Source organism: Allobosea sp. 10N428 (assembly GCF_056394545.1).
Genome location: NZ_JBFTIC010000014.1, coordinates 45,769 through 58,963 on the forward strand (window position 1 = coordinate 45,769; position 13,195 = coordinate 58,963).

Annotated in this window: 8 protein-coding genes; 6 read left to right on the forward strand and 2 right to left on the reverse strand. The window is 67.1% G+C overall.

Annotated features, from left to right (window positions below; all coding sequences use genetic code 11):
- Positions 1-312: 312 nt before the first annotated feature.
- Positions 313-861 (reverse strand): peroxidase-related enzyme, encoded by a 549-nt coding sequence (locus AC1DDA_RS25565; protein ID WP_441514306.1) that lies wholly within the window; start codon positions 859-861, stop codon positions 313-315.
- A 180-nt stretch (positions 862-1,041) separates the two neighbouring features.
- Between AC1DDA_RS25565 and AC1DDA_RS25570 the strand changes: the two genes are divergently transcribed.
- Entirely contained in the window at positions 1,042-5,877 is a 4,836-nt protein-coding gene (locus tag AC1DDA_RS25570; RefSeq protein ID WP_476797872.1) for an NAD-glutamate dehydrogenase, read from the forward strand.
- A 14-nt stretch (positions 5,878-5,891) separates the two neighbouring features.
- On the forward strand, positions 5,892-6,086 hold the full coding sequence (locus AC1DDA_RS25575; RefSeq protein WP_476797873.1) for a Trm112 family protein: 195 nt from the start codon (positions 5,892-5,894) through the stop codon (positions 6,084-6,086).
- Between the two features lie 106 nt (positions 6,087-6,192).
- Here AC1DDA_RS25575 and AC1DDA_RS25580 read toward each other — a convergent pair whose 3' ends face one another.
- Positions 6,193-7,440, reverse strand: coding sequence for a ubiquinone biosynthesis hydroxylase (locus AC1DDA_RS25580; RefSeq protein WP_476797874.1), 1,248 nt, complete (start codon positions 7,438-7,440; stop codon positions 6,193-6,195).
- A 122-nt stretch (positions 7,441-7,562) separates the two neighbouring features.
- On the opposite strand from AC1DDA_RS25580, the gene tesB reads away from it, so the two are divergent.
- From tesB to AC1DDA_RS25600, 4 genes are all read left to right on the forward strand, one after another.
- Entirely contained in the window at positions 7,563-8,429 is an 867-nt protein-coding gene (gene tesB, locus AC1DDA_RS25585) for an acyl-CoA thioesterase II (RefSeq protein WP_476797875.1), read from the forward strand.
- A 236-nt stretch (positions 8,430-8,665) separates the two neighbouring features.
- Positions 8,666-9,004: a P-II family nitrogen regulator gene (locus tag AC1DDA_RS25590; protein ID WP_441514255.1), complete on the forward strand. Its 339-nt coding sequence runs from the start codon at positions 8,666-8,668 to the stop codon at positions 9,002-9,004.
- A 26-nt stretch (positions 9,005-9,030) separates the two neighbouring features.
- Entirely contained in the window at positions 9,031-10,509 is a 1,479-nt protein-coding gene (locus AC1DDA_RS25595; protein ID WP_476797876.1) for an ammonium transporter, read from the forward strand.
- 227 nt (positions 10,510-10,736) lie between these two features.
- Positions 10,737-13,195, forward strand: a 2,459-nt coding sequence (locus AC1DDA_RS25600; RefSeq protein WP_476797877.1) for a DNA translocase FtsK, incomplete at its 3' end; no start/stop codon positions are given.

The following is a 13,195-nucleotide window of genomic DNA, read 5'->3' on the forward strand; positions in this document are numbered from 1 at the left end:
TGCGCCCACACTGCTGCGCTGGCAAGCGATCGCGCTCGTCCGCGTTGGCGCGCTGGGTAAGCATTCGTCGCAAATGCCGCATTTTCGCCGCGAACGCGCCCAGCGACCGCCAAGTTACACCGCTCAACTCCCCTCGTTGCCTCGACGGCCCGGTTTCGCTGAACGCCGGTTTGTCAGCCCCCCAGCCCCCCGGAGTTCCGGTGGAGCCGGGCCACCGAGTCGAGGCCAACTAGCGGCTGGCATTGCGCCGGCCGTTTTCTTTTTGAGGGTCGGACCTCGCTTCGCGAGGCCGCTATGACCGACGAAATCGAGCTAGCGCGCCTGGCCGTGATACTCCGCGTTGGGCCGCATATCGACGGCCGAGGCCATCCGGTTCGACATGTTGTAGAAGGACGCGACCGCGCCGATGTCCCAGATGTCGCGCTCGCCGAAACCGGCCTTGCGCAGGGCTTCCCGGTCGTTCTCGCCGATCAGATGCGGCGTTTCAGTCAGCTTCACGGCGAAATCCAGCATGGCACGATGCCGCGCCGACAGCTCCGCCGCACGGTAGTTCATCACCAGCATTTCGCCCAGCACCGGATCGCCGGAGAGTTGGCGAACGGCCGCGCCATGGGCGGCGAGGCAGTAATAGCAGCGATTCACGCTGGACACCGCGACCGCGATCATCTCCCGCTCCAGCTTGGACAGGCCGGAGGGCGCCAGCATCAGGTCATTGTAGAAGGCGGCGAAGGCCGAGAGCTTGGCGTCGTCATGGGCGTAAGACGTCAGCACATTCGGCACGAATCCGAGCTTCTCCCGGCACTTCTCGAAATAGGCGTCATTCTCCGGCGAAAGCTGTCCCGGCTTCAGCGCCAGCGCCATCACCCGCGGCGGCGCATCCTGCCGCGCCGGCTCTTCGCCTACCTTTGGTTTGTCATGCTTCGTCGCCATGGTGCATCCTGTTAGATCCTGTGCGGCAATTTTGCCGCTTTTTCAGGCAAGGCAAAGTTGAAAGCCTGAGCAGCCTATGCCATCGCTGCTGCAAAACAACTGGGGTGACACATGGGCAAACGGGTGACGAACGCGACCGCCGGAGCGATCGCAGCCATCGAAGCCGCGGCGACGGGCCTGAAGAGCGCGATGCCGGCCGAATTCCCCCGCCTTCTCTACGGTCGTTCCGTCGCCGAGGACCTCGAAGCCCTGCCGCCGGATATGCTGGCTCACACCGCGGCCGCCGCCTACGAGCACCTGGCCGAGCCTCGCAAGCCCGAGACGATCAACCTGCGCTTCCGCGACGACGCGTTCGGCGAGGGTGACCGCCAGCGCCAGGTCACCATCCTGGAAGTCGTCAACGACAACAAACCGTTCCTGCTCGATTCGACGCTGGCCGAGCTGCAGGATCAGGGCTACGAGCCGCGCCTCGTCGCGCATCCGATCCTGGCGGTGGCGCGCGATGCCGAGGGCAAGTTCGTCTCGCTCGCCGGCGAAGCCACCGGCCGCGCGCCGGAAGGCACGCGGCGTGAAAGCCTGCTGCATATCCATATCCCGCGCATCGACACGCCCGCAGCGCGCGAAAAGCTGCGCGCCGGCCTGGAGCATGTCTATGCCGATGTCGCGCTCGCGGTCGACGACTGGGCCGCGATGCGCGGCCGTATCACCGAAGTGATACAGGCCTATCGCGCCAACCCGCCGCCGCTGCCGGAGGACGAGATCACCGAGGCGCTGCAGTTCCTCGAATGGATCGCCGGCGACAACTTCACCCTGCTCGGCATCCGCGCCTACCGATTCCCTGGCGGCGACGTCGCGGCCGACCCGATCGAGGGCTCGGGCCTCGGCATCCTGCGCGACCCCTCCGTCAAGGTGCTGCGCAAGGGCCGCGAGCTGGTGACGACCACACCGGAGGTGCGTTCCTTCCTGGCCAAGCCCCAGGCGCTCATCATCACCAAGGCCAACGTCAAGAGCCTGGTCCACCGTCGCGTCCATCTCGACTATGTCGGCGTCAAGCTGTTCACGCCGGACGGCCGGCTCGACGGCGAGCTGCGCATCGTCGGCCTCCTGACTTCGAACGCCTATACCGGCTCGGCCCGCGCCATCCCCTATCTCAGGCTGAAGGTCGCGCGCGTCGCCAAGAACATCGGCTTCGATCCGGCGAGCTATTCCGGCCGCGCGCTGATGAACGTGCTCGACGCCTATCCGCGCGACGAGCTCTTCCAGATCGATGTGACGACCCTGGAGCAGTTTGCACTCGACATCCTGCAGCTCACCGAGCGCCCGCGCATCCGGGCGCTTGCCCGCGTCGACGAGTTCGACCGTTTTGTCTCGATCCTCGTCTTCATCCCGAAGGATCGCTACGACACCACGGTCCGTCAGCGCGTCGGCGAATTCCTGGCGCGGATCTATAACGGCCGCATCTCGGCCGCCTATCCGGCCTATCCGGAAGGCCCGCTCTCGCGCACCCACTACATCATCGGCCGCGACGAGGGCAAAACGCCGCGCATCGACCGCGCCACGCTCGAAGCCGGCGTCAGCGCCATCGTCCGCACCTGGGGCGACGGCCTCAAGGATGTGCTCGATCAGGAGAAGGCTGGGCCGGCCGCTCGCGCACTGGCCGAACGCTACGCCGAGGCCTTCGGCGCCGCTTATCGCGAACGCTTCTCTGCTGCCGATGCGCTTGTCGACATCGAGATGCTGCAGCAGCTGACGCCGGAGCGCGGCCGGGCCGTCAACCTCTACCGGCGCGAGGGCGACGACGCCAAGCGCGCCAATCTCAAGGTCTTCTCGCGCGGAGCGCCGATCTCGCTGTCCGCCCGCGTGCCGGTGCTCGAGAACATGGGCTTCCGCGTCGTCAACGAGCGGACTTACAACGTCATGCCACAGGGCACCGGCGAGAACGCCCGCGTCTGGCTGCATGACATGTCGCTGGAGCGCGCCGACGACGGCGAGATCGACATCGAGCATCTCGATCCGACGATCGAGGCCGCCCTGATGGCGCAGTTCCGCGGCCTCGCCGAATCCGACCGCTTCGACCAGCTCGTCCTCGCCGCCGGCCTTGCCTGGCGCGAGGCCGCTTTGCTGCGCGCCTTCGGCCGTTATCTCCGCCAGGCCGGCGCGCCCTATGCGCAGGGCTATATCGCCGATGCGCTGACGCGCCATCCCGGCATCGCCTCGGGCCTGATCGCCTATTTCAATGCCAAGTTCGACCCGCGCGTTCCGGCCGGCGAGCGCGAGCAGCGCATGGCCCAGAAGCGCGCCGAGATCGAGGAGGCGCTCGACGCCGTCACCAGCCTCGACGAAGACCGCATCCTGCGTCGCCTGATCAATCTGGTCGACGCTGCGCTGCGCACCAATTTCTTCCAGACCGGCCCGGACGGCCATCCGCGCCAGACCATCACCTTCAAATTCGATTGCGCGAAGGTGGACGGCCTGCCGCTGCCGCGCCCGCTCTACGAGATCTTCGTCTATTCGCCACGTGTCGAGGGCGTCCATATGCGCTTCGGCAAGGTCGCCCGCGGCGGCCTGCGCTGGTCGGACCGGCCGCAGGACTTCCGCACCGAGGTGCTGGGCCTGGTCAAGGCGCAGCAGGTCAAGAACGCCGTGATCGTGCCGGTCGGCGCCAAGGGCGGCTTCGTTCCGAAGCAGCTGCCTCCGGCTTCCGACCGTGCCGCCTGGCTGGCCGAGGGCACCGAGAGCTACCGCATCTTCATCCGCAACCTGCTCGAGCTCACCGACAACCTCGATGGCGAGACGATCGTGCCGCCGCCGGACACGGTGCGCCATGACGGCGACGATCCCTATCTCGTCGTCGCCGCCGACAAGGGCACTGCGACCTTTTCCGACACCGCCAACGCAATCTCGCTGGAGAAGCACCACTGGCTCGGCGACGCCTTCGCCTCCGGCGGCTCGCAGGGCTACGACCACAAGGGCATGGGCATTACGGCCCGCGGCGGTTGGGAGGCGGTGAAACGCCACTTCCGCGAGGTCGATATCGACATCCAGACGACGCCCTTCACCGTCGCCGGCGTTGGCGACATGTCCGGCGACGTCTTCGGCAACGGCATGCTGCTCTCCCCGGCGATCAAGCTTGTCGCGGCCTTCGACCACCGCGACATCTTCCTCGATCCGAATCCGGACCCTGCCGCCTCGCTGGCCGAGCGCCAGCGCCTCTTCGCACTGCCGCGCTCGTCTTGGGCTGACTACGACAAGACGCTGATCTCGAAGGGCGGCGGCATCTTCTCGCGCCAGGCCAAGAGCATCCCGCTCTCCGCGGAGGTCCGTGCCCTGCTCGACCTCGACAAGGCCGAAGTCTCACCGCCCGAGCTGATGACGGCGATCCTCAAGGCGCGCGTCGATCTGCTCTGGTTCGGCGGAATCGGCACCTATATCCGCGCCAGCGACGAGACCGACGCTCAGGTCGGCGACCGCGCCAATGACGCGATCCGCATCACCGGCAACGATCTCAGGACGCGGGTCGTCGGCGAAGGCGCCAATCTCGGCGTGACACAGCGCGGCCGCATCGAGGCCGCCCGCAAGGGCGTGAAGCTCAACACCGACGCGATCGACAATTCGGCCGGCGTCAACACCTCCGACGTCGAGGTCAACATCAAGATCGCGCTCGCCGGCCCGGTGAAGGACGGCCGCCTCCAGGAAGACAAGCGCAACGAATTGCTGGCGGCGATGACCGACGAGGTCGGCGATCTCGTCCTGCGCAACAACTATTTGCAGACACTCGCGCTCTCGCTCACCGAGGCGCAGGGCGCCGCGGCGACGCCCGGCCTGCGCTTCCTGATGCAGACGCTGGAGCAGGACGGCCGGCTCGACCGCTCGGTCGAGTATCTGCCGAGCGACGCCCAGCTCGCCGAGCGCGAGAAGCGCAGCGAAGGCCTGACCCGGCCGGAACTCGCCGTGCTCCTGGCCTATGCCAAGCTCTCGCTGCACGACGCATTGCTCGAATCCTCGGTGCCGGACGATCCCTATCTCGCCAGCGAACTCGTCCGCTATTTCCCGAAGGCCCTGCGGGACGCCTATCCGGACGCCATCGCCAGCCACAAGCTGCGGCGGGAGATCGTGGCGACGCAGCTCGCCAATGCGATCGTCAACCGCGGCGGCCCGGCTCTGGTCCCGGTCCTGGCGGCGCTGACCCGCTCGGGCGCGCCGGCCATCGCTGCCGCCTACGCCATCGCCCGCGACTCCTTCGACCTGATCACCCTCAACGGTGACATCGACGCGCTCGACGCCAAGATCCCCGGCAAGACACAGCTCGGTCTCTATGCCGCCGCCCAGGAACTCGTCACCAACCGCATGGGCTGGTTCCTGCGTCGCGCGGTCGCCAAGCCCGGCACCATCGAGCAAACGATCGCCCATTATGCCAGGGGCGTGAAAGAGCTGTCGGCCGAGCTCGGCAGCTTGCTGCCCGAGGCCGCCTCGCAGGCCCGTCTCGCCCGCATCGCGGTGCTGACCTCCGAAGGCGTGCCCGAAGCACTGGCCACCCGCGTCGCTAGCCTGCCGGCGATGGCCGAGGCGACGGACATCGTCGACATCGCCGAGCGCAGCAAGCGCGAGATCGGCGATGTCGCCCGCATCCATTTCGGCATCGATGCGCTGTTCGGCCTGTCGAGCTTGAAGACAGCGGCGTCAGCCGTCCCCGCGACTGACGACTACGAGCGCCTTGCCCGCGAGCGCGCGCTCGAAACCCTCGACGACGCCCACTCCAACCTGACCCAGGAGGCTTCCGCATCCGGCAAGGGCGAAGGCACACTGGACAGCTGGCTTGCCGAGCGCGGCGAGGAGGCGGAACGGACCCGCTCGACCGTCAACGCAATCGCGAGTTCCGGCCTCACTTTGCCGAAACTGATGGTGGCCGCCGGCATGCTGGCCGACCTGCCGCGCAAGCGCGGCTGAACAGGACGAACCGAATGACCGAAGCCGACCGCAGCACCCGTATCGACCCCAAGCTGCTCGAAATCCTGGTCTGCCCGCTGACCAAGGCGACGCTCGAATACGATGCCACGAAGCAGGAGCTGATCAGCCGGGCGGCGAAGCTCGCCTATCCGATCCGTGACGGCATCCCAATCATGCTGCCGGAAGAGGCCCGGCCGCTGGAGGATTGAGGCCAGTCGTCATTCTCGGGGCGCCGCATAGCGGCGACCCGAGAATCTCAGAATAAGAAGGCTCTGGTTTCCGAGATGGTCGGGTCAAGCCCGACCATGACGGCCGTCAAAGCATCTCGCCCCTAAGCAGCCGAGGCGGCGCGCCCGCGACGCCCGCTGCCTCGCGGATGAAGAACCGCTTCAGTCCCGGCAGCCGGTCGACGACCCCCAGGCCGAAGTCACGCGCCAGCCTGATCGGCGTCGCATCATTCGAGAACAGCCGGTTCAGCCCGTCCGTGACCGCGCCCATCGCCACGGTGTCAAAGCGGCGGGCCTTCTCATAGCCTTCGAGCACGTCGAGCGAGCCGGGATCGAGCCCGAGCCGGGCCGCATCGACGATGGTCTCGGCCAGCGCCGCGACATCCTTGAGTCCGAGGTTGAGTCCCTGCCCCGCGATGGGGTGGATCAGATGCGCGGCATCCCCGAGCAGCGCGAATCGCTCAGCCACGAAGCGCCGTGCCACACCGAAGCCGAGCGGATGCGCGCTCACCGCGCTTTCGAGCGCGATCTCGCCAAGCTCGAGCCCGAAGCGCGTCTCGATCTCGGCCAGCAGGTCGGCAGCATCGAGCGAGAGCAGGGCAGGGACATTCTCCCTCCTCTCGGTCCAGACGATCGAGGAGCGGTGGCCGAGGGTGCCACCATCGGCGAGCGGCAGGATCGCGAACGGGCCGGACGGCAGGAAATGTTCGACGGCCCGGCCGCCATGCGGACGCTCATGCCCAATCGTCGCGACGATGCCGGACTGGCCATAGCCCCAGCCGACCCAGCCGATGCCGGCCTGCTCGCGCAGCTTCGAGCGCGCGCCGTCGGCAGCGACCAGCAGCGTAGCCTCGCTACGTGAGCCGTCACCGAAGACGACCCCAACCGCAGCTTCTTCTGCCGTGAAACGGCGCACCCCGGTCGCGCGCAGCTCGACGCCTTCCCGCTCGCAGGCCGCCTTGAGCGCGGCCACCAGCGCTGCATTCTCCACCATATGGGCGAAGGGCTGGCCCGGCTCGACCTCGCCATCGAAGGTCAGGAAGACCGGGCGCACCGCATCATTCGTGCGGCTGTCCGAGACGATCATCTCCATCATCGCCTGCGCAGAGCCTGCGACGGCGTCCCAGATGCCCAGCGTCTCCAACATCGCGCGGGCACCGGCCGCCACCGCGTAGGCGCGGTTGTCGTCGCGCGGCGGTGCAGCCAGCGCCGGATCGGCCAGCGTAATCGCGAAATCGTTCCCCAGCACCTGCTTCAGCGCCAGCGCCAGGGTCAGCCCCGCGATTCCCCCACCCGCGATGACGATGCCCATGTCGGAATCCCGCTCGATGGCCATGCTGCTGCTCCTTCGGCAAGCGTCTTGACGGCACGGGACGCCTCGTTGCTGATGCGAGCCGAACCGGCTGTTCCTGTGGGGGCCGCCGGCCGCTCCGTCAACTGACCGCGATGCCCGCCGCCATGTCTCAGATCAGCGCCTCCCTGACGGCGATTCTCGACCTCGAGCCGCTCGAGCGCAACCTGTTCCGCGGTCGCAGCCCCAAGTCGAACTGGCCGCGCGTCTTCGGCGGGCAGGTCATCGCGCAGTCGCTTTATGCCGCCTGCAAGACGGTCGAAGGCCGGCAACCGCATTCGCTGCATGCCTATTTCCTGCTGCCTGGCGACCCGGAGATTCCGATCGTCTATGAAGTCGACCGGCTGCGCGACGGCCGGTCCTTCACGACGCGGCGCGTGCTCGCCATCCAGAAGGGTGAGGCGATCTTCGCCATGTCCGCTTCCTTCCAGGTCGACGAGCCCGGCTTCGAGCACCAGATGCCGATGCCGAGCGTGCCGATGCCGGAAGAGCTGCCGGATCGGGAGGAGATGGCCAAGAGCGTCCTGCCGCATATGCCGGATGCCATACAGGCCTATTATCAGCGCAAGCGGCCGATCGAGATCCGCCCTGTCGAGCTCGAGCGTTATCGCACCGGCGGCAAGATGGAGCCGAAGTTCAACGTCTGGATCCGGGCGATGGAAACCCTTCCGGACGAGCCGGCTTTCCATCAGAGCGTGCTGGCCTATGCCTCCGACCTGATGCTGCTCGATTCCAGCCTGATCGCGCACGGCACCACGGTCTTCGACCAGAAGATCCAGGGCGCCAGCCTTGACCATGCATTGTGGTTCCATCGTCCGTTCCGGGCCGATGAATGGCTTCTCTACTCGCAGGACAGCCCCTCGACCTCGGGCGCCCGCGGCTTCTCGCGCGGCCTCGTGTTCGATCGGCAGGGCCGCCTCGTCGCCTCCGTCGCCCAGGAAGGGCTCATCCGGCCGCGGCCGAATCTAGGCTGACGATATTTTGGGCGCATGCTTCTCCGGTAATCTCATGCCTATTTTCTAGGCAGCGCCTGCTTTCCCAACATCTGATTCCCCTCATTTGACCTCCGGATGCCCCCTTAAGGCTCCCGGAGCGGGTTGGCACGTCCCTTGAATTGCATGGTGCGACGCACTGCGACCGCAGGGCGCGCGAGGTGCAACGAGATCGCCGGGGCTGACGACCGGGCGGCGCAAACGGGGAAACCCAGCACATGAAAATCGTGATGGCAATCATCAAGCCGTTCAAGCTGGAGGAGGTGCGCGACGCGCTCACTGCCATCGGCGTGCACGGCCTGACGGTGACCGAAGTCAAAGGTTACGGTCGCCAGAAGGGGCATACGGAAATCTACCGCGGCGCCGAATATGCCGTGAGCTTCCTGCCGAAGATCAAGATTGAGGTCGCGGTCTCCGACGAGCTCGTCCCGCAGGTGATCGAGGCGATCACCGCCGCGGCCCGCACCGGCCAGATCGGTGACGGCAAGATCTTCGTTTCCTCGATCGAGAGAGCCGTGCGCATTCGCACCGGCGAGACCGACGCCGACGCCCTCTGAGCCCGACCCTTCAGGAGTTTTAGACGATGAATTTGAGGACTTCCCTGCGGGCCGGATCGATCGGCCTCGCACTGGCCGCCGTTTCGGCCGGCGTCGCGCTCGCCCAGGCCCCGGCGGCCGCCCCGCCCGTTCCCAACAAGGGCGACGTCGCCTTCATGATGAGCTCGACGATCCTCGTCCTGCTCATGACGATCCCGGGCCTCGCCCTCTTCTATGGCGGCCTCGTCCGTTCCAAGAACATGCTCTCGGTGCTGACCCAGGTCTTCGCAATTGTCAGCGTCGTCTGCATCCTCTGGGTCGCCTATGGCTATTCGCTCGCCTTCACCAATGGCGGCGGGCTGAACGACTTCGTCGGCGGCTTCTCGAAGGCCTTCCTGCGGGGCGTCGACGCAACCACCGTGGCGGGCACGTTCTCGAACGGGGTCTACATCCCCGAATTCGTCTATATCTGCTTCCAGATGACCTTCGCCTGCATCACGCCGGCGCTGATCGTCGGCGCCTTCGCGGAACGCATGAAGTTCTCCGCGCTGCTGCTGTTCACGGTGCTCTGGGTCACCTTCATCTATTTCCCGATGGCCCACATGGTCTGGTACTGGGGCGGGCCTGACGCGGTCGGCAACGCCGCCAAGGCGCTGGCCGAGGCCGGCGCGGACGGCAAGGCTGCGGCGCAGTCCGCGCTCGACGCGGTCAATGCCGATGCCGGCATGCTCTTCAAATGGGGCGCGCTCGACTTCGCCGGCGGCACGGTGGTCCACATCAACGCAGGCATCGCCGGCCTCGTCGGCTGCATCATGATGGGCAAGCGCATCGGCTTCGGCAAGGAGCTGATGGCGCCGCACTCGCTGACGATGACTCTGATCGGCGCCGCGCTGCTCTGGGTCGGCTGGTTCGGCTTCAACGCCGGCTCGAACCTCGAAGCCAACGGCACCGCCGCGCTCGCCATGATCAACACCTTCGTCGCCACGGCAGCCGCCGCGCTGGGCTGGCTCTTCGTCGAATGGGCGGTCAAGGGCAAGCCCTCGATGCTCGGCATGGTCTCGGGCGCGGTCGCCGGCCTCGTCGCCGTCACCCCGGCGGCCGGCTTCGCCGGCCCGATGGGCTCGATCGTCCTCGGGCTCGTCGTCGGTGTCGTGTGCTTCGTCTTCTGCACGACGGTGAAGAACGCGCTCGGCTATGACGACTCGCTCGACGTCTTCGGCATCCACTGCGTCGGCGGCATCATCGGCGCGATCGCGACCGGCATCCTGGTCAACACCGCTCTCGGCGGCGGGGGTATCCCGGATTATTCAAGCAAGCCCGGCGAGCTCGTCGTCGCCGCCTACGAGTTCGGCCCGGCCGTCATGGCGCAGGTGAAGGCGGTGCTGTTCACGCTGGTGTTCAGCGGCGTCGGCTCGGCGATCCTCTACAAGATCGTCGACGTGATCGTCGGCCTGCGCGTCACCACCGATGAAGAGCGCGAGGGTCTCGACATCGCCGAGCACGGCGAGCGCGCTTACAATATGTGATCTCCTGCAGGTTTCACGTGAATCCCGGACCCCGGCGGGCAACCGCCGGGGTTTTTCTCTTCTTGCCGCCGGCCCCGCGCGCTTAGGCCTTACGGCCTCCCGACATCCGGTGGCGGGAGGCGGTGCATGGCGTTCAAGGTTAAGCGGGTCTTAACCTCGCCTTCCTAACCTCTTCCTGATGGCCGGAACGATGCGGCCCGACAGTCCGGACACGACCCGAAAGCCGCATGCGCACCATTCGCCGCTCCCAATCGCTCATGGACCGCCTGCCCGATCCGGTGCGGGAGTTCCTGTCGCGCCGTGCCTCGGAGCTGACCGGGCTTGGCGTGCTGGCCCTGATGGTCGCGATCGCCGTCGCGCTCGCGAGCTGGTCGGTCGATGATCCCAGCCTGAACAACGCCACCAGCGGCGCCGTTCGCAACTGGCTCGGGCGCCCCGGCGCCATGGTCGCCGATCTGCTGATGCAGCTCATCGGCCTCGGCGTCATCGCATTGCTCTTCCCGCCGATGATCTGGGCGCTCAGGCTCATGCGCTTCCATCTCTTCGATCGCGGCGCGCTCAAGCTCGGCCTCTGGGTCGTCGGCGTCGCTGCGACCGCCGCCGTGGCCAGCGCCTTGCCGGCCACGCCGCGCTGGCCGCTGCCGACCGGCATGGGAGGCGTCATCGGCGACGGGCTGCTCTTCGGCACACGCAACATCGCCGGCATTGCCGGCAGCGCCGTCGGCAGCCTCGTCGGTTTCCTCTATGCCGGCATCGCCATTCTCGCCGTCACCGCCGCCGCCGGCTTCGGCTTCGTCACCGACGACGACTCTGCGCTCGATGGCGACGAGGCCGAGGATAGCTGGTCGGACGGCGAGGAGCGCCGCGACGACGAGCCCGGCATTACCGTGATCCTGATCGGCTGGCTCGCCCATGGCGCCATGGCCCTGCGCGCCGCCATCCTGCGCCGCCTGCCGCAGCCACCCGAGCCCGCCGTCGATCGAGGCGTCGTCCCGCGCGATGAAAGCGGCCGCGTGCGCCGGGAGCCTCAGTTCGGCGAGGCACCGGCCAGCCGCCGCAGCCTTCCCGAGTTCGATCCCGAACCGCTTCCGGGCGCGCGTCCCTCCCTGGCGAAGGGCCGGGCTCAGGATGACATCGACGCCCCCTTCGATCTCGATGACGATCCGCAGGATCTGCGCGATCTCAACGCGCCGCGGGTGGCCATGCCGCGCGCGGCGCCCAAACCCGGCAAGCGTATGCAGCGCGAGGCGCAGCCCTCGCTCCTCGACCGCGAAGGTTTCGAACTGCCGCCGCTGACCTATCTGGCCGAGCCGAAAAAGGTCGCGGCCAACGCCGTCTCGACCGACGCGCTGGAGCAGAACGCGACACTGCTTGAAGGCGTGCTCGAGGATTTCGGCGTGCGCGGCGAGATCACGCAGGTCCGGCCCGGCCCGGTGGTGACGCTCTATGAGCTTGAGCCTGCTCCGGGGACGAAGTCGTCGCGGGTGATCTCGCTGGCTGACGACATCGCGCGTTCGATGAGCGCGGTCTCGGCGCGTGTCGCGGTGGTGCAGGGCAAGAACGCCATCGGCATCGAATTGCCCAACAGCAAGCGCGAGACCGTCTTCCTGCGCGAATTGCTCGCCAGCCAGGATTTCGAGGCGACCAAGCACAAGCTGGCGCTCTGCCTCGGCAAGACCATCGGCGGCGAGCCGGTGATCGCCGATCTCGCTCGCATGCCCCATCTGCTCGTCGCCGGCACCACCGGCTCGGGCAAGTCCGTCGCCATCAACACCATGATCCTGTCGATCCTCTACCGGCTGAAGCCGGAGGAGTGCCGGCTGATCATGGTCGATCCCAAGATGCTGGAGCTCTCCGTCTATGACGGCATCCCGCATCTGCTCACTCCCGTCGTGACCGACCCCAAGAAGGCGGTCGTCGCCCTCAAATGGGCGGTGCGCGAGATGGAGGAGCGCTACAAGAAGATGTCGAAGCTCGCGGTGCGCAACATCGACGGCTTCAATGCCAGGGTCGGCGAGGCCAAGGCCGCCGGCGAGATCATCACSCGSACSGTCCAGACCGGCTTCGACARGCATTCSGGCGAGGCYRTCTACGAGGAGGAGGTCATGGACCTCGAGCCTCTGCCCTATATCGTCGTCATCGTCGACGAGATGGCCGATTTGATGATGGTCGCCGGCAAGGAGATCGAGGGCACGATCCAGCGCCTCGCCCAAATGGCGCGCGCCGCCGGCATCCATGTCGTGCTGGCGACGCAGCGTCCCTCGGTCGACGTCATCACCGGCACGATCAAGGCGAACTTCCCGACCCGCATCTCCTTCCAGGTCACCAGCAAGATCGACAGTCGCACCATCCTCGGCGAGATGGGCGCCGAGCAGCTGCTCGGCCAGGGCGACATGCTCTACATGGCCGGCGGCGGGCGCATCACCCGCGTCCACGGTCCCTTCGTCTCCGACAACGAGGTCGAGAAGGTCGTCGCTCACCTCAAGACGCAAGGCCGGCCGCAATATCTCGACGCCGTCACCTCCGAGGAGGAGGAAGGCGCCGAGGACGAGGACGGCGCCGTCTTCGACAAGACCGGCATGGGTTCGGTCGACTCGGACGACCCCTACGAGCAGGCGGTCGCCGTCGTCTTGCGCGACAAGAAGGCCTCGACCTCCTACATCCAGCGCCGCCTCCAGATCGGCTA